The sequence below is a fragment of the Massilia sp. Root133 genome (assembly GCF_001426525.1).
Taxonomy (GTDB): domain Bacteria; phylum Pseudomonadota; class Gammaproteobacteria; order Burkholderiales; family Burkholderiaceae_D; genus Telluria; species Telluria orientalis.
Map to the genome: position 1 here is coordinate 41,294 of NZ_LMEW01000001.1, position 25,588 is coordinate 66,881.

The 25,588-nt window shown below is 66.5% G+C and carries 23 protein-coding genes; 17 read left to right on the plus strand and 6 right to left on the minus strand.

Going from position 1 to position 25,588, the window contains the following annotated elements:
• The first annotated feature begins 23 nt into the window (after window positions 1-23).
• Genes ASD28_RS00175 through ASD28_RS00190 form a run of 4 tightly spaced genes read left to right on the plus strand, consistent with a single transcriptional unit; the run spans window position 24 to window position 3,269 of the window.
• Window positions 24-257: a hypothetical protein gene (locus ASD28_RS00175; RefSeq protein WP_056122166.1), complete on the plus strand. Its 234-nt coding sequence runs from the start codon at window positions 24-26 to the stop codon at window positions 255-257.
• Complete coding sequence (locus ASD28_RS00180) at window positions 254-1,006, plus strand: prolipoprotein diacylglyceryl transferase (RefSeq protein WP_056122169.1); 753 nt, start codon at window positions 254-256, stop codon at window positions 1,004-1,006. The genes ASD28_RS00175 and ASD28_RS00180 overlap by 4 nt, the downstream gene beginning before the upstream one ends.
• Window positions 1,003-1,803, plus strand: a complete 801-nt coding sequence (locus ASD28_RS00185) for a hypothetical protein (protein WP_162252912.1) — start codon at window positions 1,003-1,005, stop codon at window positions 1,801-1,803. Before ASD28_RS00180 ends, ASD28_RS00185 begins: the two co-directional genes overlap by 4 nt.
• Window positions 1,800-3,269, plus strand: coding sequence for a radical SAM protein (locus tag ASD28_RS00190; protein WP_056122176.1), 1,470 nt, complete (start codon window positions 1,800-1,802; stop codon window positions 3,267-3,269). The genes ASD28_RS00185 and ASD28_RS00190 overlap by 4 nt, the downstream gene beginning before the upstream one ends.
• A 1-nt stretch (window position 3,270) precedes the next feature.
• Here the strand turns inward: ASD28_RS00190 and ASD28_RS00195 are convergent, their stop codons facing one another.
• Window positions 3,271-3,921, minus strand: coding sequence for a glutathione S-transferase family protein (locus tag ASD28_RS00195; RefSeq protein WP_056122178.1), 651 nt, complete (start codon window positions 3,919-3,921; stop codon window positions 3,271-3,273).
• Between the two features lie 106 nt (window positions 3,922-4,027).
• Here ASD28_RS00195 and ASD28_RS00200 point away from each other — a divergent pair, with 106 nt between their 5' ends.
• The 5 genes from ASD28_RS00200 to ASD28_RS00220 all read left to right on the plus strand — a co-directional run bounded on the left by ASD28_RS00200 (window position 4,028) and on the right by ASD28_RS00220 (window position 8,555).
• Window positions 4,028-4,609, plus strand: coding sequence for a TetR/AcrR family transcriptional regulator (locus ASD28_RS00200; RefSeq protein WP_056122182.1), 582 nt, complete (start codon window positions 4,028-4,030; stop codon window positions 4,607-4,609).
• A 131-nt stretch (window positions 4,610-4,740) separates the two neighbouring features.
• A complete protein-coding gene (locus ASD28_RS00205) occupies window positions 4,741-5,436 on the plus strand; it encodes a YIP1 family protein (protein WP_056122185.1) in 696 nt (231 codons plus the stop codon).
• A 4-nt stretch (window positions 5,437-5,440) separates the two neighbouring features.
• Window positions 5,441-6,649, plus strand: a complete 1,209-nt coding sequence (locus tag ASD28_RS00210) for an efflux RND transporter periplasmic adaptor subunit (RefSeq protein ID WP_056122188.1) — start codon at window positions 5,441-5,443, stop codon at window positions 6,647-6,649.
• Entirely contained in the window at window positions 6,646-7,338 is a 693-nt protein-coding gene (locus ASD28_RS00215) for an ABC transporter ATP-binding protein (RefSeq protein WP_200948755.1), read from the plus strand. The genes ASD28_RS00210 and ASD28_RS00215 overlap by 4 nt, the downstream gene beginning before the upstream one ends.
• On the plus strand, window positions 7,335-8,555 hold the full coding sequence (locus ASD28_RS00220) for an ABC transporter permease (protein WP_056122191.1): 1,221 nt from the start codon (window positions 7,335-7,337) through the stop codon (window positions 8,553-8,555). The genes ASD28_RS00215 and ASD28_RS00220 overlap by 4 nt, the downstream gene beginning before the upstream one ends.
• Window positions 8,556-8,646: 91 nt before the next feature.
• Here the strand turns inward: ASD28_RS00220 and gatB are convergent, their stop codons facing one another.
• From gatB to gatC, 3 genes are read right to left on the minus strand one after another with little or no spacing between them, the layout of a single operon-like run.
• Window positions 8,647-10,107, minus strand: coding sequence for an Asp-tRNA(Asn)/Glu-tRNA(Gln) amidotransferase subunit GatB (gene gatB, locus ASD28_RS00225; RefSeq protein ID WP_056122194.1), 1,461 nt, complete (start codon window positions 10,105-10,107; stop codon window positions 8,647-8,649).
• Window positions 10,108-10,133: 26 nt separating this feature from the next.
• On the minus strand, window positions 10,134-11,609 hold the full coding sequence (gene gatA / locus ASD28_RS00230) for an Asp-tRNA(Asn)/Glu-tRNA(Gln) amidotransferase subunit GatA (RefSeq protein WP_056123551.1): 1,476 nt from the start codon (window positions 11,607-11,609) through the stop codon (window positions 10,134-10,136).
• A 25-nt stretch (window positions 11,610-11,634) separates the two neighbouring features.
• Complete coding sequence (gene gatC / locus ASD28_RS00235; RefSeq protein ID WP_056122198.1) at window positions 11,635-11,940, minus strand: Asp-tRNA(Asn)/Glu-tRNA(Gln) amidotransferase subunit GatC; 306 nt, start codon at window positions 11,938-11,940, stop codon at window positions 11,635-11,637.
• A 306-nt stretch (window positions 11,941-12,246) separates the two neighbouring features.
• Between gatC and ASD28_RS00240 the strand changes: the two genes are divergently transcribed.
• The 8 genes from ASD28_RS00240 to lpxD all read left to right on the plus strand — a co-directional run bounded on the left by ASD28_RS00240 (window position 12,247) and on the right by lpxD (window position 24,085).
• Window positions 12,247-13,290: a rod shape-determining protein gene (locus ASD28_RS00240; protein ID WP_025511657.1), complete on the plus strand. Its 1,044-nt coding sequence runs from the start codon at window positions 12,247-12,249 to the stop codon at window positions 13,288-13,290.
• A 152-nt stretch (window positions 13,291-13,442) separates the two neighbouring features.
• Window positions 13,443-14,603, plus strand: coding sequence for a rod shape-determining protein MreC (gene mreC / locus ASD28_RS00245; RefSeq protein WP_056122201.1), 1,161 nt, complete (start codon window positions 13,443-13,445; stop codon window positions 14,601-14,603).
• Window positions 14,603-15,124, plus strand: a complete 522-nt coding sequence (mreD, locus tag ASD28_RS00250) for a rod shape-determining protein MreD (protein ID WP_025511654.1) — start codon at window positions 14,603-14,605, stop codon at window positions 15,122-15,124. The genes mreC and mreD overlap by 1 nt, the downstream gene beginning before the upstream one ends.
• A gap of 24 nt (window positions 15,125-15,148) precedes the next feature.
• Window positions 15,149-17,128 carry a penicillin-binding protein 2 gene (mrdA, locus tag ASD28_RS00255; RefSeq protein ID WP_056122204.1) on the plus strand — a complete coding sequence of 660 codons (1,980 nt, stop codon included), beginning with the start codon at window positions 15,149-15,151 and terminating at the stop codon, window positions 17,126-17,128.
• A gap of 3 nt (window positions 17,129-17,131) precedes the next feature.
• Window positions 17,132-18,247: a rod shape-determining protein RodA gene (gene rodA / locus ASD28_RS00260; RefSeq protein ID WP_056122207.1), complete on the plus strand. Its 1,116-nt coding sequence runs from the start codon at window positions 17,132-17,134 to the stop codon at window positions 18,245-18,247.
• Window positions 18,248-18,299: 52 nt separating this feature from the next.
• Entirely contained in the window at window positions 18,300-19,304 is a 1,005-nt protein-coding gene (locus ASD28_RS00265) for a septal ring lytic transglycosylase RlpA family protein (protein ID WP_229411916.1), read from the plus strand.
• Window positions 19,305-19,727: 423 nt separating this feature from the next.
• Window positions 19,728-22,805 carry a TonB-dependent receptor gene (locus ASD28_RS00275; protein WP_056122215.1) on the plus strand — a complete coding sequence of 1,026 codons (3,078 nt, stop codon included), beginning with the start codon at window positions 19,728-19,730 and terminating at the stop codon, window positions 22,803-22,805.
• A 188-nt stretch (window positions 22,806-22,993) separates the two neighbouring features.
• Window positions 22,994-24,085 carry a UDP-3-O-(3-hydroxymyristoyl)glucosamine N-acyltransferase gene (gene lpxD, locus ASD28_RS00280; protein ID WP_056122218.1) on the plus strand — a complete coding sequence of 364 codons (1,092 nt, stop codon included), beginning with the start codon at window positions 22,994-22,996 and terminating at the stop codon, window positions 24,083-24,085.
• Here the strand turns inward: lpxD and ASD28_RS00285 are convergent.
• A complete protein-coding gene (locus ASD28_RS00285) occupies window positions 24,069-24,821 on the minus strand; it encodes an SPOR domain-containing protein (RefSeq protein WP_056123553.1) in 753 nt (250 codons plus the stop codon). The two genes, lpxD and ASD28_RS00285, sit on opposite strands and share 17 nt — an antisense overlap.
• Window positions 24,822-24,831: 10 nt before the next feature.
• On the minus strand, window positions 24,832-25,584 hold the full coding sequence (locus tag ASD28_RS00290) for a type III pantothenate kinase (RefSeq protein ID WP_056122221.1): 753 nt from the start codon (window positions 25,582-25,584) through the stop codon (window positions 24,832-24,834).
• Between the last annotated feature and the right edge of the window lie 4 nt (window positions 25,585-25,588).

A 25,588-nucleotide genomic window follows, 5' to 3' on the forward strand; every position in this document is an offset into this window, starting at 1 on the left:
GCGGCAACTATTTGGGAGCTGCCATGAACAATGTCGCGCGCGGTTTTCTGACTGCCATTCTCTCGTTGGCGCTCGCGGGCTTCGGCCTGTGCGGCGCCGCCGGCACTTTCGGCGGGCTGGCCGGCCTGTCCTCGCCCGGGCCCGAGAACTTCTCGTCGGTCGCGCTCGTCTTCGGCCTGATCGGGCTCGGCATCGCCTTCGTGTGCGGCTGGATTGTCGTCAGGTTGTGGCGCAAGCGTCCGCCCGGCGGCGCATGAACGGTCCCGCGCTTTCCGCCGCGACCGCGCAACCGGTCCATCTCGTATTCGAATGGCTGGCCCTCGCCGGCGGCGTGCAACTGTACCGCTGGCAGCGCCGGCGCGCCCATCAACCCGCGCTGCTGCAGCCGGACTCCTTCGCCGTCGTCGTCGGCTGCATCCTCGGCGCCGCCATCGGCAACAAGCTCGTGTTCTGGATCGAGATGCCGCACCTGTGGCAGGGCACCGTGCCGGACTGGCGCCTGATCGCGTCGGGCCAGTCGATCGTCGGCGGGCTGCTGGGCGGCCTGCTGGGCGTGGAGATCGCGAAGAAGCTCACGCGTATCCGCCGCTCGACGGGCGACCAGTTCATCCTGCCCCTCGTCGCCGGTACGGTCGTCGGCCGCATCGGCTGCTTCCTCGCGGGCCTGAACGATGGGACGTACGGCGTGCCGACCGCGCTGCCGTGGGGCGTCGATTTCGGCGACGGCATCGCGCGCCATCCCACGCAGGTCTACGACATGCTGTTCGTGCTGGGCGTGGGCGGCTTGCTGTGGCGCTGGCGCGCGCCGCTCGCGCGCAGTCCGGGGCTCGCATTCAAGCTGTATCTCGCGTCCTACCTGGCCTGGCGCCTCGTCGTGGACGCCATCAAGCCGGTGCCGTATGCGTATGCGTTCGGGCTGTCGGGCATCCAGTGGGTGTGCATCGCGGCGCTGGTGTGCTACCTGCCGTTCGTGTTCCTCCAGTCACGGGAGCTTGTCCGTACATGACTCTTTTCGCTGATTCCCGCGCACGTGGCGGGATGCTGATTTTGGCTCTCGCTTTCATCGGCGGCACCGGCTGCGTCGCGATCGATGCGGTCAACAAGAACCGCGATGAGCGTCAGCAGCGCGACGCGGAAGCAGCCCGCCAGCGCCGCATCGCCGAGCTGGCGGGCGCTGCCGCGGCGGGCAACCCGGCAGCGCGCACCTCGCTCGCGTATACCCTGGTGTCGACGCGGGACCGGAAACAGGCGGACGTGCCGCGTGCGCTGGATCTGCTGGAGCAGGCGAGCGCGCAGGACTACGCCCCGGCCCAGGCGCTGTTGGGCGAGATGTTGGGCGGTATGAGGTCGTGGGGCGGCTACGAACCTTTCGGCGCCAACCCACGGGATCGAGCGCGCGGCATCGTCCTGCTGCAGCGTGCCGCCACCAAAATTTGCGTGGTCCAGCCCGGACCGGACATGTTTCGCGTCGAGCCCGCGCTGCGGGCCGCGCAGCTGCTGGCCCGTGCCGGCCGCGCCGACGAGTCCCGGCTCTGGCGGGCGCGCAACATCCTGCATTGCGGCGGCGGAGACGTGAACTATCTGTCGTGGGAGGCGAAAGCAGATCGCGCTTCCCCCGTGGAGCGCATCGATGCGCTGGCGCTGCTGACGTTGACCGGCAACGCCGCGGCCGTCGCAGGCGCCAAAGCCATGCTTCCTGCAGATATGGTCGCCGCCGCCGACCGCCTGGCCGACGACCTGCGCCGCCAGGTCGCGGCGTCCGAACGCGACTATCCCGCGCCGCCGCGCAAGGAGCTCCCATGACCCGCAAGACCCGCCCCTATCTGTTCTACGACACGACGACGTCCGTCTGCTCGACCTGCCTGCATCCGGTCGAAGCGAAGATCGTGTTCAAGGACGACAAGGTCTACATGGACAAATGGTGCGGCGCGCACGGCACCGAGCGCGTGCTCGTCAGCGACGACGTCGCATATTACCGCCTGTGCCGCGAAGTCTTCGTCAAGCACCCCGAGATGCCGCAGCAGTTCAACACGAAGATGGAGTACGGCTGCCCGTACGACTGCGGCCTGTGCCCGGACCACATGCAGCACTCGTGCCTGTCCGTCGTCGAGATCACGGACAACTGCAACCTGAACTGCCCCGTGTGCTATGCGGAGAGCGGGACGCACCGCGAACGCCATCGCCCGCTGGAAGAGGTCATCCGCATGCTCGACGCCGTCGTCGCCAACGAAGGCGAGGCGGACGTGATGCAGCTGTCCGGCGGCGAGCCCACCCTGCATCCGCAGTTCTGGGCCATCCTCGACGCCGCGAAAGCGCGCCCCATCAGGCACGTGATGATCAACACGAACGGCATCGTGCTCGCGCAGGACAAGGCATTCGTGCGGCGCCTCGCGAGCTATGCGCCCGGCGTCGAGGTCTACCTGCAATTCGATTCGCTGCGCGCCGAGGTGCATCGCGAATTGCGCGGCGCCGACCTCACGCGCATCCGCCGCCAGGCGCTCGACAACCTCAACGAAGCCGGCCTGTCGACGACGCTCGTCGTCACGCTCAAGAAGGGCCTGAACGACGGCGAGATCGGAGACATCATCGACTTCGCGCTGCAACAGCCCTGCGTGCGCGGCGTGACCTTGCAGCCGATCCAGGATGCCGGCCGCGTGGAAGACTACGATCCGCGCCTGCACCGCCTGACGGTGTCGGAGATCCGCCGCCGCATCGCCGAGCAAAGCGGCTTGTTCACGCTGGAGGACGTGGTGCCCGTGCCGTGCAATCCGGACACGCTGGCGATGGCGTACGCGATCAAGACGGAAGAGGGCACCGTGCCGCTGACGCGCTGGCTGGATCCGCAGACGCTCGTCGAAGGCAGCGGCAATACGATCGTGTTCGAACGCGACCCCGCGCTGCACGGCGCCGTGAAGGACCGCATCTTTGAACTGTTCTCGACGAACCACTCGCCGGAATCGCAGGCCAACTGCCTGTCGGAGCTGATGTGCTGCCTGCCGCTCGTCAGGGCGCCATCCGCGCTCCGCTACGACAACGTGTTCCGGGTATTGATCGTGCAGTTCATGGACGCGTATTCGCTGGACGTGCGCGCGCTGAAGAAATCGTGCATCCACTTCGCGCTGCCGGACGGCCGCCTCGTCCCGTTCGAAAGCTACAACCTGCTGTACCGCGACGGCCGCCGGCTCGAAGCGATCCGCGCCGGCATCGCGTCGGACTTCGCGCGCCGGCGCGGGCCGGCCACGATACCGCTGGTACCCGTGACCGATTGAATCAGGCGACCGTGGGCTCGACGACGTACTGCGCCACCTGGGCCGCCAGCGCCTTGCGATAGGCGGGACGGGCCGTGCACCGGTCGCGCCAGGCCGTCAGGCGGGCGAAGCGCTCGACATAACCCATGCCGTCGAGCAGGCGCACGACGGTCGTCATGAGGATGTCGGCCGCACCGAATTCGCCGGCGAGATACGTGCGGCCTTCCAGCCAGTCGTCCACCTGGCCCAGGCGCTTGAGCGCGATCTCTTCGAGCACGGGGCGCTGCGCCTCGGCCCAAGGCTGGTCCATGGAAAACGCGACGAGGTTGGCGAGGTTGCCCACGTAGGGCTCGACCGAATTCAGCGCGGCGAACATCCACATCGTGGCCTGCGCACGCGCGGCCGGATCGCGCGGCAGCAGGACGGGATGGCGCTCGCCCAGGTGCAGCAGGATCGCGCCGGTTTCGAACAGCGCCAGGTCGCCGTCGTGCAGCACGGGCACCTGGGCGAACGGCTGCTCGCGGCGGTAGGCGGGCGATTCCTTGTCCTCGAAGCCGATCAGGCGCAGGTCGTAGGACTGGCCCGCTTCCTCGAGGGCCCAGCGCACGCGCAGGTCGCGCACGTGGCCCACGGCAAACGAGGGAACCGAACGGAAGGTGGTCAGCGTGTACATGTGTCGTCTCCTTGTGGTGAATGGAAACCAGAATACGCGGCCACATAATATGTTCAAGAACATAATGTGAATACGCGCATAATGCCGTTCTCGAAAGGAGACGCGAATGCCCTACAGTAGCGAACACAAGGCCCAGACCCGCGAACGCATCGTGCATGCGGCGCGCCGGCTGTTCAACCGCCATGGCTTCGAACAGGTGTCGATCGACCGCGTGATGTCCGAGGCAGGCCTCACGCGCGGCGGCTTTTATCACCACTTCGACAGCAAGGACGATCTGTACGCGGCGGCCGTCGCCAGCTTCAGCACCTGCAACCCGTTCAAGCCCGATTTCAAGGACTCGCCGCCGCCCGCGCCGCGCGAACTGGCGCGCATGCTGGTCGACATCTACCTGAGCGACGAAGTGTTCGATAACATCGAGGCGCATTGTCCGTTGTATGCATTGCCGGGCGACGTCGCGCGCGCGGGGCTGTCGCCGCAGAAGGCGTACACGCAGCTGATCCGCAATCTCGTGCACGTGTACGCGGGCGCGCTCGCGCACGAAGCGGACGGCGAGCAGCGCGCGCAGGCCATCGTTGCGCTGTGCGTGGGCGGGATGGTGCTGGCGCGGACGACGGACGATGCCGCGCTGCGCCGCTCGCTGCGGGCGGCCGCGAGGACGCAGGCCCTGGCCCTGCTGGAAGCGATGTAAACGCCGCGTATAAATTGGGGCGTCTCCCCGTTGTCATGACAATTGGTGAGTTTTTCGTGGCGTAAACACCCTAGACTGCTTGGCACCGGGTGGCGGGTGCTACCTGGTCACAATAACCAGGGAGTCAATACATGCCCACGCAGCCGCTCTTCGACATCGGAAACGTCATTCTCGCGCCTTCGCCCACCTTCGCACGGCTGAAGGACAAGCCTCGCCCTTTCATCCCGCTGCTCGTCCTGATCCTGTTGACGCTGGCCGTCAGCTGCTGGTACGTCTCGTCGCTCGATTTCGCCTGGTTCCGCGAGCACATGCTGGCGGCGCAGGGGCCCATGAAGCCGGAAGCGCGGGCCGCGATGGCGCAGTTCCTGACGCCGAAGACGATGATGTGGAGCTCCGGCGCCGGCGCCGTCCTGGGCACGCCGCTCATCTGCGCCATCGTGGCGCTGTACTACCTGTTGGCGGGCAAGGTGATGGGCACCGGCATCGGCTACGGCAAGTGGTTCGGCTTCGCCGTCTGGACCAGCATCCCGCGCCTGCTGACGGTGCCCCTGTCGGCGCTGCAGATCCTGACGTCGGGCGGCCGCCTGGCGCCGGAAGACATGAACATGGTGTCGCTCAACTACCTGCTGCTGCACGTGCCCATGTCCAGCCCCTGGTTCGGCTTCGCCACCAATCTCGACCTCTCGTCCGTGTGGTCCATCGCGCTGGCCGTGCTTGGCCTGAAGGCGTGGACGGGACGCTCGACCGCCGCCTGCGTGACGGTCGCCGTGCTGCCGTACGCGGTCGTCTACGGCATCTGGGCCGCGAAGATCGCCTTCCTCGGATAAGCGCATGAAGAAGAAACTGATAGGCGCGGCCGTCGTCGCGGCGTTCTTCATCGTCCCCGTGGCGGTGAAGTTCGCGGGCAAGCAGACGCGCCGCGAGGCCGAGCTGGCGACCGTGCAGAAGCTGGCCATCCACCCGGCCATCCTCGCGACCGGCAACCTCGTGTTCCGCCAGGAGGTGCAGCTGTCGGCGGAGGTCATCGGCAAGGTGGCCGGCGTGCTGGTGAAGGAGGGCGACCACGTCGAGCGCGGGACGATCCTGCTGCGGCTCGATCCGACCGTGTACCTGGCCGAGGTGGCGCAGCAGGAGGCGAACCGCCGCAACGCCGCCATCGCGATCGAGCGCGCCCAGATCAACCTCGCGAACCAGCAGCGCAACCTGGACCGCACGGGCCAGCTGTACAAGGCGAAGTACATCGACATCTCCAAGTACGACGACGCCGTGCACCAGGTCGATCTCGCCAAGGTCGAGCTGCGCGCCAGCCGCGAGACGCTCGAGCAGGCCAGCGCGCTGCTGTCGCAGGCGCGCGAGCACCTGGCCAAGACGGAAGTGCGCGCGCCCATCGACGGCACCGTGACGGCCGTGCCGATCAAGATCGGCGAGACGGCCGTCGCCAGCGCCACCGGCATCGCGGGATCGTCGCTGATGACGATCGCCGACGTCGGCTCGATCATGGCCGAGGTGAACGTGGACGAGGCGGACATCGCGCGCGTGGGCGTCGGCCAGCAGGCCAAGGTGTTCCCGGCCGCGTTCCCCGACCAGCCCGTGACGGGCCGCGTGGAAAGCGTGGCGATGGCGCCGAAGACCGTCCTCGGCGCGCAGACGCAGGGCCGCAGCTACGTCGTCAAGCTGCGCCTCGACGACGCGAAGCTCGCACTGCGCTCCGGCATGACGTGCCGCGTCGAGATCGTGGTCGGCAACGGCGCGGCGCGCGCCGCGGTGCCGATCCAGGCCGTGCTGAGCGAGGAAATCCCGGGTGCGAAGGACAAGGTGAAGAACACCAGCTACCTGTTCGTCGTGCAGGACGGGAAGGTCAAGAAGACGACGGTGGAACTGGGCCTGTCGGACGACGCCAACCAGGAAGTGACGAAGGGCGTGGTGGCGGGCCAGACGATCGCCGTGGGCCCCGCGCGCCTGCTGCGCGAGCTGCACGACGGCGATGCCGTGGTCGCGAAGAAGGCCGACGTGAAGGTCGCGGAAGGAGCGCATCCGTGATCCGGCTGGAAGGCGTGACGCGGCAGTACACGATGGGCGACCAGACCGTACATGCGCTGCAGGGCGTCGACCTGCACATCCGGGCCAATGAATTCGTCGCGTTCATCGGCGCGTCCGGCTCCGGCAAGTCGACCATGATGAACATCGTGGGTTGTCTCGATCGCCCCAGCAGCGGCGCGTATTGGCTCAACGGGCGCGAGGTCGCGACGATGTCCGGCGACGAACTGGCGCGCGTGCGCAACCAGGAGATCGGCTTCATCTTCCAGAGCTTTCACCTGCTGCCGCGCGCGAGTGCGCTCGACAACGTGGCGCAGCCGCTGATCTACCGCGGCATCCCGTTGCGCGAACGCCTCGCGCTGGCCGAACAGGCCTTGCAGCGCGTGGGCCTCGGCGGACGGCTGCATCACCGGCCCAACGAATTGTCGGGCGGCCAGCGCCAGCGCGTCGCGATCGCCCGTGCGCTCGTGGGCAAACCTTCCATCCTGCTGGCCGACGAACCGACGGGGAACCTCGATTCCGCCACCAGCGAAGAGATCCTGGCCCTGATCCGCGAACTGCATGCGGGCGGGCAGACGGTCGTCATGGTGACGCACGAGCCCGAGATCGCGGCGCAGTGCCGGCGCGTCGTGCGGTTGCGCGACGGGCGCATCGTGTCGGACACGAGGAATGATGCGGAGAACGCGGCATGAACCTGTTCCTCGAAAGCCTGCGCTCGGCGCTGGCATCGATCCGCGCGCACCGGCTGCGCAGCTTCCTCACGTCGCTGGGCATCATCATCGGGGTGGCGTCGGTGATCACGGTGATCTCGCTGATCCAGGGCCTGTCGAAAAGCGTCACCGACCAGTTCGAAGGACTGGGCGGCAACGGCCTGACGGTCCGGCCGCACAACGAGTTCAAGGAGGTCATGCGCGGCAAGGTGAACTACCTGCGTTTCGACGACGTGGAGCAGCTGCGCCTGCGCGTGGACGGCATCCGCAACCTCAGCCCCGTGTTCACGCCCGGTTTTTCCGAGGTTCGCTTCACGGGCATGTCGGCGACGGCGCAGGTGTTCGCCACGACGGCCAGCTACCAGGAGGTGAATGGCCGCTACGCGCGGCTGGGGCGGTTCCTCAGCGAGTCCGACGACGCCGGCGCGCGCCGCGTGGCCGTCATCGGCGAGAAGCTGATCGAGGACCTGCACCTGCCGCCGAACCCGGTCGGCCAATTCGTCCTGTACGCGAACGAGTGGTTCAAGATCGTCGGCGTGATGGAAAAGCGGGGCGAGATCTTCGGTATGTCGCAGGACAACTACATGATCATCCCGTTCAAGACGGGGCAGAGCATCATCGGCAACAACACGCGTCCGCAGCTGCAGATCACGGTCGCCGTGCGCGACCTGGGCCGGCTGGACGCGACCCGCAGCCACATCCGCATGGTCATGCGCCAGGCGCACCGCCTGAAGCCAGACGACACGGACGATTTCGAGATCGAATCGGCCGACCAGATCGCGAAATCGTTCGAAAAGCTGAGCGGCACCGTGACGCTCGTGATGGGCGGCGTCGTCGGCATCGCGCTGCTGGTGGGCGGCATCGGCATCATGAACATCATGCTGGTGTCGGTGAAGGAGCGCACGCGCGAGATCGGCATCTGCAAGGCGATCGGCGCGCGCAGCCGCGACATCCTGCTGCAGTTCCTGATCGAGGCCGTCACCCTGTCGCTGCTGGGCGGCCTGCTGGGCCTCGTGATCGGCTACGCGCTGGGCGTCGGCATTGCCGCGATGATCCCCGACTTCCCGCCGGCCGTCGTGCCGTGGTGGGCGGTGGCGCTTTCGGTGCTGTTCTCGGGCGGCGTGGGTGTCGTGTTCGGCGTCGTCCCGGCCAGCCAGGCTGCGCGCCTGGACCCGATCGACGCGCTCCGCTACGAATAAGAACCGGGGTCAGAGCCCTTTTTTTGGCAATATCCCGGCGAACATTGCCTAAAACCGGGCTCTGACCCCGGTTTTAGGCAATTGACAGGGATCAGGCCGCGAGCTTCTTCTTCAGCAGCTCGGTCACCTGCGCCGGATTCGCCTTGCCCTTCGACGCTTTCATGCATTGGCCGATCAGCGCGTTGATGGCGGCTTCCTTGCCGGCCTTGTACTGCTCGACCGACTTCGCATTGTTGGCCAGGACCTCGTCGACGATCGCTTCCAGCGCGCCCGTGTCGGAAATCTGCTTCAGGCCTTCGCGTTCGATGATCGTGTCGGCCAGGTGCTCGTCTTCCGACTGCGCTTCCCACATCAGGCTGAAGACCTTCTTGCCCGCGTTGTTCGAGATCGTGCCGTCGGCGATGCGCTTCAGCAGCAGGGCCAGTTGCGATGCTTCGACCGGCGAGTCCTCGATGGCGACGTCGGCGCGGTTCAGCGCGGACGACACGTCGCCCATCAGCCAGTTCGCGGCCGCCTTGGCGCTTTCCTTGCCGGCCTTGGCGACGACGGCTTCGTAATACGTGGCCATCGCCTGCGACGACGTCAGGATCAGCGCGTCGTATTCCGGCAGGCCGTAGTCGCCGATGAAGCGTTCGCGCATCGCGGCCGGCAGTTCCGGCATGCTGGCCTTCACGCGGTCGATCCAGTCCTGCGAGATCGCCAGCGGCGGCAGGTCGGGGTCCGGGAAGTAGCGGTAATCCTGCGCGTCTTCCTTGGTGCGCATCTCGCGCGTTTCCTTGCGGTCCGGATCCCACAGGCGCGTGGCCTGCACCACCTTGCCGCCGTCCTCGATCAGCTCGATCTGGCGGCGCACTTCGTAGTGGATCGCTTCTTCCATGAAGCGGAAGGAGTTCAGGTTCTTGATCTCGCAGCGGGTACCGAATTCCTTCTGGCCGACGGGGCGCACGGACACGTTGACGTCGCAGCGGAACGAACCTTCCTGCATGTTGCCGTCGCAGACGCCCAGCCACATCACCAGGCCGTGCAGTGCCTTCGCATAGGCGACGGCTTCGGCGGCGCTGCGGATTTCCGGCTCGGAGACGATCTCCAGCAGCGGCGTGCCGGCGCGGTTCAGGTCGATGCCGCTCATGCCGTGGTAGTCCTCGTGCAGCGACTTGCCGGCGTCTTCCTCGAGGTGGGCGCGGGTCAGGTTGACGGTCTTCGTCTCCAGCTTGCCGTCCTTTTCGAACGCGAACGTGAGGCTGCCGCCCTGCACGACCGGGTCTTCGAACTGGCTGATCTGGTAACCCTTCGGCAGGTCGGGATAAAAGTAGTTCTTTCGCGCGAAGACGGACTGCGGCGCGATCTTCGCACCGACCGCGAGGCCGAAGCAGATGGCGCGTTCGACCGCGCCCTTGTTCATCACGGGCAGCACGCCCGGCAGCGCCAGGTCGACAGGGCTCGCCTGCGTGTTCGGCTCGGCGCCGAACTTGATCGAGCTGCCGCTGAAGATTTTGGAGTTGGTCGTGAGCTGGACGTGGTTCTCAAGACCGATGACGACTTCCCATTGCATGGTGTTCTCTCTTGTATGTCAGTGCGTCAAACGCCTTCGGGCGCGCGGGTATGCCAATCCGTGGCTTGCTGGTACTGGTGGGCGATGTTCAGCAGCTTCGCCTCGGCGAAGTAGTTGCCGATGATTTGCAGGCCCACCGGGCGTTTTTCATTTTTCTCGCCCTGGCCGAAACCGACCGGGATCGACATGCCGGGCAGGCCGGCGAGGCTCGTCGACAGGGTGAAGATGTCGGCCAGGTAGTTCGCCACCGGGTCGTTCGCCTTGGAACCCAGGTCCCACGCGACGCTCGGGGCCACCGGGCCCATGATCACGTCGCATTTGTCGCGGAACGCGGCCTGGAAGTCGTCGGCGATCAGGCGCCGGATCTTCTGCGCCTGCACGTAGTAGGCGTCGTAGTAGCCGTGGCACAGCACGTACGTGCCGACCATGATGCGGCGCTGGACTTCCTTGCCGAAGCCTTGCGCACGCGTCTTCTTGTACATGTCCTGCAGGTCGGTGTATTCCGGGGCGCGGTAGCCGTAGCGCACGCCGTCGAAGCGCGACAGGTTGGACGACGCTTCCGCCGGCGCGATGATGTAGTACACGGGGATCGACAGCGACGTCTTCGGCAGCGAGATCTCGACCAGCGTCGCGCCCAGCTTCACGAATTCGTCCAGCGCGGCGCGCACGGCCTGTTCGACGTCTGTGGCCAGGCCTTCGCCGAAGTATTCCGCAGGCACGCCGATGCGCAGCCCGGTCAAGGGTGCGTTCAGGTCGCGCGTAAAGTCTTCGCGCGCATTGCCTTGCTCGGCCGTGAGGCAGGTCGAATCGCGCTCGTCGAAGCCGACCATCTCGTTCAGCAGCAGGGCGCAGTCTTCCGCCGTGCGGGCCATCGGGCCGCCCTGGTCGAGCGACGAGGCGAACGCGATCATGCCGAAGCGCGACACGCGGCCGTACGTCGGCTTGATGCCGGTGATGCCGCAGAACGCGGCCGGCTGGCGGATCGAGCCGCCGGTGTCGGTACCGGTCGCGGCCGGCGCGAGGCGCGCGGCGATCGCGGCGGCCGAGCCGCCCGACGAGCCGCCCGGCACGGCCAGCGCGTCCCACGGGTTTTTCACGGCGCCGAACGCCGAGTTCTCGTTCGACGAGCCCATCGCGAATTCGTCGCAGTTGAGCTTGCCCAGCGTGACCATGCCGGCGTCCGCGAATTTCGTGACGACGGTGGCGTCGAACGGGCTGACGTAATTGCCCAGCATCTTGGACGCGGCAGTCGAGCGCCAGCCTTGCGTGACGAAGATATCCTTGTGGGCGATGGGAATGCCGGTCAGCGGGCCGGCGTTGCCCGCCGCGATGCGGGCGTCGGCCGCCTGCGCCTGCGCGAGCGACAGGTCCGGATTCACGTCCAGGAACGCGTTATGCTGGCTGGCGGCGATGCGGTCGAGGAAGTGCCGGGTCAGCTCCGTCGCCGAGACTTGTTTCGAGTGCAGGAGCGCGGACAGCTCCTTGATGGTTTTTTGATGCATCATGATGGTCGACGTTCGCTGCGGGTTATTCGGTGGCGATGACTTTCGGCACCAGGTACAGGCCGTCCTGGGTCTTCGGGGCCGGGGCCTGGTAATCGTCGCGGTGGTTTTCTTCCGTCACCACGTCCTCGCGCAGGCGCAGGGGCAGGGCGAGCACGCTGGCCAGCGGTTGCGACAACGGCGCAACACCCGTGGTGTCGACAGCCTGCAACTGGTCGGCCAGGGCGAAGATCCCGTTCAGCTCGTTCAAGGCGATTTCGGCATGGGCCTCGTCCATATCGAGCTGGGCCAGGTTGGCGATCCGTTTTACGTCTGAAAGTGTCAGGGACATGGCAAAAGGCGCGGTTCGGCACCGCGTTCAAAGATGAGTGTGTAGATAATGAAATTTGGACAACGGCGCGCTAAAGCTGATAAAAGCTTTCTAATACCGTCGATCTCACAGGCTGATATGGGCACGAAACCACCCGTTTTTCAGCGTTTAATCGGTAAATTATAAGGTAGAATGGCGGGCTAATGCGTTCTCCGGGCGAAACCTGCCCCGCATCCACGCATGAAAAGCCCGCGAGGCGCTCGGCAGTCGCGGCGAGGATTCCCCGATTAATGTTAGGCGCACCCTATTGCGCATATCAGGACACACATGTTTGGTTTTTTACGTAGCTATTTCTCGAACGACCTGGCCATCGACCTGGGTACCGCCAACACGCTGATCTACGTGCGCGGCCTGGGCATCGTGCTGGACGAGCCTTCGGTCGTCGCGATCCGCCAGGAAGGCGGTCCCAACGGCAAGAAGACGATCCAGGCGGTCGGCAAGGAAGCCAAGCAAATGCTCGGCAAGGTTCCCGGCAACATCGAAGCGATCCGTCCGATGAAGGATGGCGTGATCGCCGACTTCACCGTCACCGAGCAGATGCTCAAGCAGTTCATCCGCATGGTGCACGATTCGAAGTTCTTCCGTCCGTCGCCACGCATCATCATCTGCGTGCCGTGCGGTTCGACCCAGGTCGAGCGCCGCGCGATCCGCGAATCGGCGCTGGGCGCCGGTGCGTCGCAGGTCTACCTGATCGAAGAGCCGATGGCGGCCGCGATCGGCGCGGGCCTGCCGGTGTCCGAGGCGACCGGCTCGATGGTCGTCGACATCGGCGGCGGCACGACGGAAGTCGGCATCATCTCGCTGGGCGGCATGGTCTATAAAGGTTCCGTGCGCGTGGGCGGCGACAAGTTCGACGAAGCCATCGTCAACTACATCCGCCGCAACTACGGCATGCTGATCGGCGAACAGACCGCCGAGTCGATCAAGAAAGCAATAGGTTCGGCCTTCCCGGGCTCCGAAGTCAAGGAGATGGAAGTCAAGGGCCGCAATTTGTCGGAAGGCATCCCGCGTTCGTTCACGATCTCGTCCAACGAAATCCTGGAAGCGCTGACCGATCCATTGAACAACATCGTCTCGGCCGTCAAGAACGCCCTCGAGCAGACCCCGCCGGAACTGGGCGCGGACATCGCCGAGAAGGGCATGATGCTGACCGGCGGCGGCGCACTGCTGCGCGACCTGGACCGCCTGCTGATGGAAGAGACCGGCCTGCCGGTGCTGGTGGCCGAGGATCCGCTGACGTGCGTCGTGCGCGGTTCGGGCATGGCGCTCGAGCGCATGGACAAGCTGGGCTCGATCTTCTCGTACGAGTAACCCGGCCGTGGCTGCGCGGACAGGGCGTGTGACCGTTCCGGCGATCCGGGGGCGGCACGCGCCGTCCGCGTTTGTTGGTGCCCGTCTGACGCGTACCCGCGCCGGGCGTCTGGATTGACGCGGGCGCCGCAGGCCCCGCATTATTGGAAGTCATGGAATACAGTCCTCCGCCGCTGTTCAAGCAAGGCGCCCCCGCAAGGGTCAAGGTGACCGTGTTCGCTCTCCTGTCGATCGCGCTGCTCGTGGTCGACGCCCGCCTGCACGCGCTCACCGCCGTGCGCCAGGTGGCGGCAACGGTCCTGTACCCGTTCCAGATGGCTGCCCTCGCGCCGCGCGACGCGCTGGTCAATATGGGGACGTATTTTTCCTCGATCTCCGCGCTGCAGAAGGAAGTGCGCGACCTGAAGAGCCAGCAGGTCGCGATGGCCCAGGCCATGCAGCAGGCGCAGCTCCAGATGGCCGAGAACGCGCAACTGCGCCGCCTGATGGACGCGCGCGAGCACCTGCCCGTACGCTCCCAGATGAGCGAGATCCTGTACGACGCGCGCGACCCGTCCACGCGCCGCGTGGTGCTCGACCGCGGCACCCGCAGCGGCGTCAAGCTCGGCCTGCCCGTGATCGACAACGCCGGCGTCGTCGGCCAGGTCACGCGCGTGTTCCCGTTCACGTCCGAAGTCACGCTCCTCACCGACAAGGAACAGGCGATCCCCGTGCAGGTGCTGCGCAATGGCCTGCGCAGCGTGGCCTACGGCCGCGGCCAGTCGGGTCTGCTCGACCTGCGCTTCGTCGCGCCGAATGCCGACATCCAGGTCGGCGACGTGCTCGTGACGTCCGGCCTGGACGGCGTCTACCCGGCCGGCCTCGCGGTCGCGAAAGTCATCCAGGTCGAGAACGTGGCGCAGGGCGCCTTCGGCCGCGTCGTCTGCCAGCCGCTGGCCGGCATCGACCGCCACCGCCAGCTGCTGATCGTGATGTCCGACCAGCCGCTGCCGCCGCGCCCGGCCGCGGAAGCGCCGAAGGCCAACGCCAACACCACGTCCCGCAAGAATCTGCCGCGCATGGAACCCGTGCCGCCGCTGCCGCTGCCGCCGCAACCGCTGGCGCCTGCCGTCGCGCCGCCCGCGGCCGCCGGTACCGCCGCCGGTGCGCGTCCGGCCGCGGCGCCCGCGAACCAGAACCCCACGCCCGCGCGTGCGAACTCCGCTGCCGCGGCGCGCAGCCCGGCTGCGGCCGCACCGGCGGCCACCCGGGCGCCGGCCACCGCCGCGCCGGCCGCAGCCAACACCGCGGCCCGGCCGAAGGAGGGCACCTGATGCCGACGACGAACCGTCCGCACTACATCCTGCTGCCGGTCAGCCCGCTGTTCATCGCGTTCAGCCTGGTCTGCGCGTTCATGCTCAACCTGCTGCCGTGGGGCCGCTGGGTCGGCGCGCCGGACTTCGTCGCGCTGGTGCTCGTGTTCTGGGGCATCCACCAGCCGCGCAAGGTCGGCATCGGCATCGCGTTCTGCATGGGCCTCCTGATGGACGTGCACGACGCCACGCTGCTGGGCGAGAACGCCCTCGCGTACACCTTGCTGTCGTACCTGGCGATCATGATCCACCGCCGCGTGCTGTGGTTCCCGCTCGTCACGCAGGCGATGCACGTGTTCCCGCTGCTGCTGCTCACGCAGGCGATCCAGGTGATGGTGCGCTTCTTCGTCACGGGCCGCTTCCCCGGCGCGCTCGTGTTCATCGAAAGCGTGATCGCCGTCGCGCTGTGGCCCGTGATCACGTGGCTGCTGCTGGCGCCGCAGCGCCGCGCGGTCGACAAGGACCATACGCGTCCGATCTGAAGCATTTATTCATCGCCTCCCCGAATGACCGAGATTAAAGACAGCGATCGCGAGATCCACCTGTTCCGCATGCGCCTGACGGCGATGGTGCTGTTCGTCTTCATCTGCTTCGGCCTGCTCGTCGCACGCTTCGTCTGGCTGCAGGTCGTCAAGCACAGCCAGTACATGGCGCAGGCCGAGGACAACCGCATCGCACTGGTCCCGATCGTGCCGAACCGCGGCCTGATCGTCGACCGCAACGGCGTCGTCCTGGCCAGCAACTATTCCGCCTACACGCTCGAGATCACGCCGTCGAAGCTGGAAGCGAACCTCGATTCCGTCATCGACGAACTCGCGAAGCTCGTCGCGATCGAACCGAAAGACCGGAAACGCTTTAAACGATTGATGGAAGAGTCGAAGAATTTTTCCAGCGTCCCGATCCGCACCCGCCTGACCGACGACGAGGTGGCGCGCTTCACCGCGCAGCGCTTCCGCTTCCCCGGCGTCGAAGTGCAGGCGCGCCTGTTCCGCCAGTATCCGCTGGGCGAAGTCGCTTCGCACGTGCTGGGCTACATCGGCCGCATCAACCAGGCCGAGGCCAAGGTCATCGACGCCAGCGACGATGCCGCCAACTACAACGGCACGGACCATATCGGCAAGGAAGGCCTGGAAAAGAGCTACGAGCGCCAGCTGCACGGCCAGACGGGCTACGAGGAAGTGGAGCGTTCGGCCGGCGGCCGCGCGATCCGCACCCTGTCGCGCACGCCGCCGACGCCGGGCAACAACCTGATCCTGTCGATCGACATCGAGCTGCAGAAGGTCGTCGAGCAGGCGTTCGGCGACTACCGCGGTGCGCTGGTCGCCATCGAGCCGGCGACGGGCGATGTGCTCGCGTACGTGTCGCGGCCCGGCTTCGACCCGAACCTGTTCGTCGACGGCATCGACACCCAGAGCTGGACGGAGCTGAACACGTCGCTCGACAAGCCGCTGATGAACCGTCCGCTGTCGGGCACGTACCCGCCCGGCTCCACGTTCAAGCCGTACATGGCGCTGGCCGCGCTGGAGCTGGGCCTGCGCCGCCCCGAGTACGGCATCAACGACCCCGGTTTCTTTATGCTGGGCGGGCACCGCTTCAACGACGACAAGCGCGGCGGCCACGGCTACATCGACATGTACCGGTCGATCGTGATGTCGTGCGACACCTACTACTACCAGCTCGGCAACGAGATGGGCATCGACCGCCTGCACGACTTCATGCAGCCGTTCGGCTTCGGCGAAAAGACCGGCATCGACCTCGAACACGAGAAGACGGGCGTGCTGCCGTCGCAGCAATGGAAGCGCGAGCGCTTCAAGCGCAACCGCGCGGCGCAGAAGTGGGTCGGCGGCGACACGATCTCGATCTCGATCGGCAACGGCTTCAACAGCTATACGCCGCTGCAGATGGCGCACGCGGTGGCGACGCTCGCCAACGACGGCGTCATCATGCGCCCGCACCTCGTCAAGCTGCTCGAGGACGGCGGCAACCATGCGCGCACGCCGACGGTGGCGAAGGAATCCGGCCGCATCCCGCTCAAGCAGCAGAATATCGACGTCGTCAAGCGCGCCATGGTCGGCGTGACGGCCGACCAGAGCGGCACCGCCTTCATCCCGTTCCGCAACGTGCAGTACACCGTGGCCGGCAAGACGGGTACCGCGCAGGTCGTGGGCCTGAAGGGCCAGAAGTACAATGCCGCCGCGACCCCGGAACGCCTGCGCGACAACGCGCTGTTCATCGCCTACGCGCCGGCCGACCATCCGCGCATCGCGATCGCGCTGGTCGTGGAAAACGCCGGCTTCGGCGCGGCGGTGGCGGCACCGATCGCACGCAAGGCACTCGATTACTACCTGCTCGGCAAGCGTCCGGGCGACGCGGACAAGCCGGCGCCGAAACCCGTCGACCCGGTCCCGGCCGACGAAGACCAGGTGGCGCCCACGGCCGGCGCCGATTTCAGGCCGGGCGGCGAGACCCCCGGCAACAAGGACTGAACCATGGCGCATTTTCCCGAACGCCGCTCGCTCAGCCGGCGCCTCAAACCGTATTTCACCGTCTTCGATCCGGCGCTGTCGCTGATCCTGTTCCTGCTGCTGTGCACGGGCCTCGTCACGCTGTCCTCGGCCGGCCACGACTTCCCCGGCCGCCTGGAAGGCCAGATCCGCAACATCATCGCCGCCTTCGTGTTCATGTGGGCGGCCGCCATCGTCCCCCCGCAGACCCTGCTGCGGCTCGCCGTGCCGATCTATACGTTCGGCGTCGCGCTGCTGCTCGCGGTGGCGACCGTCGGCATCATCAAGAAGGGCGCGCGGCGCTGGCTGCACGTGGGCGTGGACATCCAGCCGTCCGAAATCATGAAGATCGCCACGCCGCTGATGCTGGCCTGGTATTTCCAGACCCGGGCGGGCATCCTCAACTGGAAGTCATTCGCGGTGGCGGCCCTGCTGCTCCTGATACCCTTCGGCCTCATCGCCAAGCAGCCCGACCTCGGCACGGCGCTGCTCGTGGGCGGCTCCGGCTTCTTCGTGATCTTCCTGGCCGGCCTGTCGTGGAAGGCGCTCGGCGCGCTGTTCGCGGCCGGCTGCGCGGGCCTGCCGGTGGCGTGGTCGATGATGCACGACTACCAGCGCGAACGCGTGATGACGCTGATCGATCCCACGTCCGATCCGCTCGGCAAGGGCTTCCACATCATCCAGTCGACCATCGCGATCGGCTCGGGCGGCGTGACCGGCAAAGGCTATATGAAAGGGACACAGGCGTATCTGGAATTCATTCCGGAACGTACCACCGACTTCATTTTTTCGGTATATTCCGAAGAGTTTGGTCTGGTCGGCAATCTCGTGTTGCTGTTCCTGTACCTGCTGCTGATCGGGCGCGCGATGATGATCGCGGCCAATGCACCGAACCTGTTCACGCGCCTGTTGGGCGGATCGGTCGCAATGATGTTTTTTGTGTATGCCTTTGTCAACATGGGCATGGTCAGCGGCATCCTGCCCGTGGTCGGAGTTCCGCTTCCTTTCATGAGCTATGGCGGAACCGCGCTGATTACTTTGGGCCTCTGCAGTGGTATATTGATGAGTATTCAACGACACCGCAAACTGGTGCAGACCTGATATGCAAGAGAACGCGAAGGCCGTTCCGAGGTCGCTCCCAGCGGTCATTGCGATGTTGGCAATGATGGCGGGGTGCAGTACCACGGACCAGAACGGCGAACACAAAAGCCTGATCCCCCTGCCGTGGAAGCACAAGGTCACCCGCGTGGATCCGAAGCTTCCGAATTTGCCGCCGGCCGGTTCCGGCCGCGGCGGCTACTACCAGGACGACGGCCCCGGCGCGAATCCGCCGCCGGGCCTGCTGGACACCCCCGACGCCGTCGTCAAGTACGAGCCCTACGCCAAGTTCGCCAACAAGCCGTACGCCGTGTTCGGCCAGACATACACGCCGCTCATCAACGACGAACCGTTCAGCCAGCGCGGCGTGGCCAGCTGGTATGGCGTCAAGTTCCACGGCCAGCGCACGTCCTCGGGCGAAGCCTACGACATGTACAAGATGACGGCCGCGCACCCGACCCTGCCGATTCCCTCGTACGCGCGCGTCACGAGCCTGGAGAGCGGCAAGTCCGTCGTCGTGCGCATCAACGACCGCGGACCGTTCCACTCCGACCGCGTGATCGACGTCTCGTACACGGCCGCCCTCAAGCTGGGGCTGCTGGGGAAGGGCAGCCACCAGGTCCAGGTCGAGCGCCTGTTCCCGGGCGACGTGATGCAGCTCGCGTCCGCGCGCCGCGCCGCCGCCTCCGAGGCGCAGGCCTTGCCGGCACCGCCCGCCATCGCCGCCCTCATGCTGGAAGACCGTGTCGACATGGACAGCGCCGCCGTCGCGCGCCCACAGGCGCCCGTCGCCTCGACATCGGCTTCGGCCTCGGCCGACAAGGCCGCGTTGGCGCCGGGCTTCTATCTGCAACTGGGCGCTTACGGACGCGACGGCAAGGCCGAGGAACTGGGCGAAAAGCTCAAGCAGGCCGGCGTCGACCTGGCGGTCGAAGTCGTCCGTTCGGGCAGCGTCAACCGCCTGTACGGCGGCCCCTTCGAATCCCGCGCACTCGCGCAGGAAGCGGCGCGTGCGCTGCCGGGCGGACTTGGCTTGAAACCCATCGTCGTACGGCGCTGAGCGGCAGGGCAGGCCTGCGCGTCTACTACCCAGCTTCCATAGACATCAGACGTCTGATCAATGTTCATGGCAGTTCTTCCCGTAATCCCGACAATTTCCCGTGTCACATGCTGTATTTTCGTGCGGGAATGTCCTAAAACGATGCTTTCTGCATGTTTTATCATCAGATGTCAGACATCTACAACGTTTTTGGATTTGCTATACGCTACCATTTTTTGCGCAAGCAATTCGCGATTCTTCCAAACATAAAAAGGGACTTCGTCGAAAACAGCCTGATAAACGCAAAGTTACCGTCGATGTTTGCGCATAACATTTATGTTTGCGGGATTGACACCGTTAACATTGTGCTCCTACACTGATTTTGCCAGCCATAAAGACGACCCGTCGGGACGTCCCAGGCATAGAAAAACACAGGAGACAGCAATGATCGAGAAGTCCATACAACGGCGCCGCCAGCGTCGGCAAGTCGTGCTTGGCCTGAGCGTGCTCGCAGGCCTTATCCAGCAAGCATATGCGCAAGATACCGCAGCGCCGGCCCAGCCCGCGCCGGTCGTCCAGGCCGATACCAACGTCGTCAAGGTGACCGGCTACCGCGCCAGTCTGCTTTCGTCGGCGAAGGATAAAAAGGAGTCCGTCGGTTTCACGGACACCATCAGCGCCGAAGACATCGGTAAATTCCCCGACAAGAATATCGCTGAATCGCTGAGCCGTGTGCCGGGCGTGCAAATCGCCCGCGACGTGACGGGCGAGGGCATGAACATCCAGATCCGCGGCCTGGGGTCGAGCTTTACCAAGATCCTGCTGAACAATGCGCAGATCGCCGTGGCGTCGTCCGGCCCGATCGACGGCGCGAGCACCAACCGCGAAGTCGACCTCGACCTGCTGCCGACCGACCTGTTCACCAAGCTGACCGTCAGCAAGAGCCCGACGGCCGGCCTGATCGAAGGCGGCGCCGCCGGCGTCGTCAACATGCGCAGCGCGCGCCCGTTCGACAACCCGGGCACCCACGTGTCGTACAGCGGCACGGCGCAGAAACAGCAGATCGCCGACGGCGTCGGCGGCCGCGGCTCCATCGTGGCCAGCAAGACCTGGGGCGACACGTTCGGTATCCTGGCCGGCATCGCCGTCAACCGCCAGAAGTCGCGCACGACCGGTTACGAGACCGTCGGCCTGACGAACCCGAACCTGACGGCAGCCCAGAGCTCCTCGCCGACCCGCAACAGCACCGGCGGCGGCAACTGGACGATCCCGTCCACCGTTCCGGCCGGCGCCGGCGCCGGCCTTGCGGCGGGCACGCCGATCGACCAGGCGTTCCTGCTCGCGCACAACCCGGGCCTGACGATCGACCAGATCGACAACGCCCTCGTGCCGCGCCTGGGCCGCTTCATGGATTACTTCGGCACGCGCGACAAGGGCTCGGCCATCCTCAGCGCCGAATGGCGTCCGCTGGAAAACCTGCACTTCTACGTCGACACGCTGTACAGCAAGAAGGACGACGACATGCAGCGCATCGCCTACACCTGGGCGGTGCGCAACAATGCAGAGATCCCGCTGAACATGCAGGTGGACAAGAGCGACTGCACCACGGGTTGCACGGTCACGTCCGGCACGTACGCCAACTCGACCTACTTCATCGAATTCGGCCCGCGCCGCGACCGTACCGACCTGAAGGGCATCAACCCGGGCATGGAGTGGAAGATCACCCCGACCCTGAAACTGGAAGCCCAGGCCAACGCCACGAAGTCGACGTTCTCGCACGAAGCACCGACCATCATGCCGATCACGGCAGCGGGCAGCGGCCTCGTCACCACGTTCCAGAACAATGGCGGCGTGCCGAGCATTTCGTTCAACAAGGACGTCAACGACCCGGCGAACTTCGTCTGGGCCGGCGGCCGCGTCAACATCCAGAACGAGCTGCGCGAAACGAGCACGAAAGGCTTCCACACCGACCTGACCTGGGGCGATGCCAAGCTGAACGTCAAGGCCGGTCTCGCCTACGACGACATCGACCGCCGCATCCGCGGCCAGGACAACTCGGCCGCCTGGCAGGCCGCCGTCTGCGGCAACAACCCGAGCGTCTTCATCCAGGGTCCGAACGGCGCGCCGCCGTGCGACGGCGCCAGCACGCCGGGCGCCAGCGCCGCCGCGCTGTACCCGGGCTACGGCACCGGCTACACGGCCGGCCAGACGGCACCGCTCACCTACCAGGGTTCGCTGATTCCGCTGAACAAGCTGGCCTCCTACCTGGTGCAGGGCCCGCACGACCGCCTCGTCGTCGACTGGGACCGCTTCCGCAAGGATTCGAACTACGACGCGTACAACTCGAGCGCGCCGGATTCCACGAGCTCGTCGACGGGCGCCAGCTCGGGCTATGTGCGTGAGCGCACCACCGGCTTCTACACCGAGCTCAACGGCGAAACCAAGCTGTTCAGCTTCCCGGTCCGCTACAACGCCGGCGTACGCTATGTCCGCACCAAGCAGGAAGTGGGCTCCCTGAACTCGTTCAGCGATCCGCGCAACGCCAGCCTGACGCTGAACGGTTCGAAGTACCCGAACCAGACCGAGTGGGTCTATCAGGACACCACCTACAACAACACGCTGCCGTCGGCCACCGCGGCCATCACGCTGCGCAGCGACATCGTGGCCCGCATCGCGGCGTCGAAGACGATGACCCGTGCGAATCCGAACTCGCTGCGTCCGGGCATCAACTTCAGCGGCACGTCGGCCGACGTCGGCACGATCGGCAGCCCGGAACTGAAGCCCTACCTGTCGAACAACATCGACCTGGGCATCGACTGGTACACCGGCCGCGAAGGCTATGTGAGCCTGACCGTGTTCCAGAAGAAGGTGAAGGGGTTCACCGTCATCGACAACCTGTCGATGCCGTTCTCCGCCCTGGCCGCCTACGGCATCACGTACAACAACCTGATCCCGACGCAGCAGGTGGCGATCAACTCGCGCGGCGGCCCGGACGTGGCCACCGTCGTGATGAGCCAGGAACGCAACGCCGGCGGCATCCTGACCGTGCGCGGCCTCGAGATCGGCTGGGTCCAGCCGCTCGACAAGCTGCTGCCGATCAAGGGCTTCGGCTTCAGCGAGACCGCGACCCTGATCAACCAGAGCGCGAGCGGCGAGGGCACCAACGGCTTCGTGGCGCTGAACGTGCCGAAGAAGAGCAACAACTTCGGCTTCTACTACGAGAACCACGGCTACATGGCGCGCATCTCGCACCAGTACCAGCAGGGCAGCCAGAGCGCCAACGCGAACCAGAGCGGCGTGACGCTGGCGGCACTGTACGGCCGCTCGTACAAGCAGGCCGACTTCTCGTCCAGCGTGGACCTGGAAGAAGTGCTGAACCGCGACAACTGGCCGACGATCACGTTCGACATCGTCAACCTGAACAAGGCCAAGCGCGAAGGCTACTTCCAGTTCCCGAACGCACAGTTCACGTCGTTCGATCCGGGCCGCACCTTCCAGCTGGGCGTGCGCGGCAAGTTCTGATCGCTTAGCAGTACCTTTTACGTCCCCTGTCCCCGCTTTCGACCGGCATGCAACGCGCCGGTTGCGAGCGGGGCTTTTTCTTTTGCGGTAGCTCACACCGCTTCCGTTTTCCCCCGGGGATCCGGAACTGCCGGCCTGGCGTCCCTGTCGAACCGCATATCGACGCAACGACGCGACAGGAGGCTGGGATGGGGGCACGACTCGTGGAGCTGGTCACGCGCTTCGGCGGCCGGCTGGAAGGCGACCCGGACATCGAAGTGGCGCGCATCGCCCCGCTGGACCGCGCGGGCGCCACGGACATCAGCTTTCTCAGTAACAGCCGGCTGCGCGCCGTGGCCGCGCACAGCCGCGCGGCGGCCCTGATCCTGGCGCCGCTCGACGAGCCTGAAGTCGCGGCCACGTACGCGGGCGCGCGCATCGTCACGAACAACCCGTACGCGTATTTCGCGCGCACGGCGCAATACCTGTGCGCGCCCGGACATACGCCCGCGCCGGGCATCCACCCGACAGCCGCCGTGCACCCGGGGGCACGCGTGGACCCGACTGCCTTCCTCGGTCCGCACGTCACGGTCGAGGAGGGCGCGGCCATCGGGCCCGGCGCCGTGATCGACGCGGGCTGCTACATCGGCCGCGATGCCAGCGTGGGCGAGGACACGCATTTCTTCGCCAACGTGACCTTCCACGCGCGCTGCGTCATCGGCGCGCGCGGCATCGTCCACTCCGGCGCCGTGATCGGGGGCGACGGCTTCGGCTTCGCGGTGGATGGCGGCGTCTACATCAAGATCCCGCAGACGGGCCGCGTCGTCATTGGCGACGACGTCGACATCGGCTCGAACACGGCGGTCGACCGCGGCGCGCTGGACGACACGGTGATCGAGGACGGGGTAAAACTCGACAACCTGATCCAGATCGGCCACAACTGCCGCATCGGCGCGCACACGGCGATGGCCGGCTGCGTGGGCGTGGCGGGCAGCGCCAACATCGGCCGGCACTGCACGTTCGGCGGCGCCGCGATGATCAACGGCCATATCGACATCGTCGACAACGTCCACGTCACGGCCGGCACGCTGGTGCCGAACTCGATCACGGCACCGGGGCGCTACACGGGGTTTTATCCGATGGCGCCGAATGCGGAGTGGGAACGCAACGCGGCGCTGCTGCGCAACCTGTCGGCGATGCGCGAGAAGATCAAGGCGCTCGAGCGGGCGGTGAAGGTGCTGGGTGGCGAGCAGACGGGACAGTCATCCCGCGATGCGTCCGCGCTTACCCGCAGCTCTTGACGTCCGCCCCGTCATAACGTTCGGCAAAGCCCTCGATGCGCTTGCGGGTCGCCGCATCGAGTCCGCGCACGCGGTAGACGTAGTGCGTCGTCTGCGGCCCGCGCGGCGCGATGCGCGCCGAGTGGACGCCCTGCTTGCCCAGTTGCGCGAGCATCGCCTGGGCGCCGTTCTCGGTCTTGAACACGCCCAGCGAGATCGCGTACTTTAAAGGAGAGTCGCCCTGCAAGACGTAAAAATTGGTCACGCCCAGGTTGCGTAGTTCGGCGGCCTTGCGGTCGGCCGCTTCCTTGCTGCCTTGCGTCGGGATGTGCACGAGCCAGCTGCTGACGTCCTGGGCCTGGATGGTCTGGCGCGACTGGCGGTCGCCGAGGTCCAGCGCGGCGAGGCGCGCTTCGAAGCGGCGGGCGTCGGTGGAATTGAACGGGCCGATTTCCGTGCACGCATAGGCAGGGGCCGGAGCGGGGGCCGACGGCGCGCTGGCAGGTGCAGGCGCGCTTGCCGCAGCGCTTGCCGACGCGGTGACGTCCGCCGCATCGCCACCCGCCGGCGGGGCGGCAGCCTTCGCGGCGGCCTCGGCCTGGTCGCGCGTCAGCAGGGTCATCCTGGCCGTGTTGAACTGGCGCTTCAGGCGTGCCGGTTCGTGCTCGTTGCTCCTGGCGGTGCCGAGCAGGCCTTGGGCATACGCGAACAGGGCGGCGTTCAGGAATAGCAGGGACCAGAAGGCGAGTCGTAGCACGAGCATGTCCTCAAGCGGGAGCAGAGTCGGAAGCAAGGAAGGGTGCGGCCGCATGCAGGCCCACCAGCACAATATTATCCAGCATCCAGTGCGGGACGGACAGGAGAGGGGCCACGCTGGCCGCCGCGCCGCCGGAGACGATGCACAGGTCGGCCGGCAGGGCCGCGCAGGCGCGTTCGATCGCGCCCGCCTGCGCGGCCAGGCAGCCGGACAGGATGGCGTCGCTCGTGTGGTCCGCAAAGGTCGCCGGCGTCGCGCCCGGCACCACCTGCGGCAACTGGGCCGTGCCGCGCGCCAGCGCGCCCAGCATCAGGCCCAGGCCCGGCAGGATCATCCCGCCGAGGAAGTCGCCGGCGGCGCTGACGGCATCCACCGTCGTCGCCGTGCCGCACGTGGCCACGACGAGGTTCTTGCCGGGGGCGACGCAGCGTGCGCCGAGGGCGGCGGCGAAGCGGTCGCTGCCCAGTTGCGTGGGATTGCGGTAGCGGTTGCGCAGGCCTTTCAATTCCGCGCGCGACGTGAACCATGTGGGCGGCGCCGGCAGCAGCGGGGCGAGCAGGGCCGTCAGCTGGGCCTCCATCGCGTGGCCCGCCACGTTCGAGACGATCGCGCGCGCAAGCCCCTGGCCCGCCCACGCGGCCTGCAGGCGCTCCAGTTCCGCATGCGGCACGGCGCCGTGCGCGGTCCAGTCGCCCGGCGCGGCGTCAGGGGCCGCGATGGCCCATTTGATCCTTGTGTTACCAGCATCGACGAGCAGCAGCATTTGA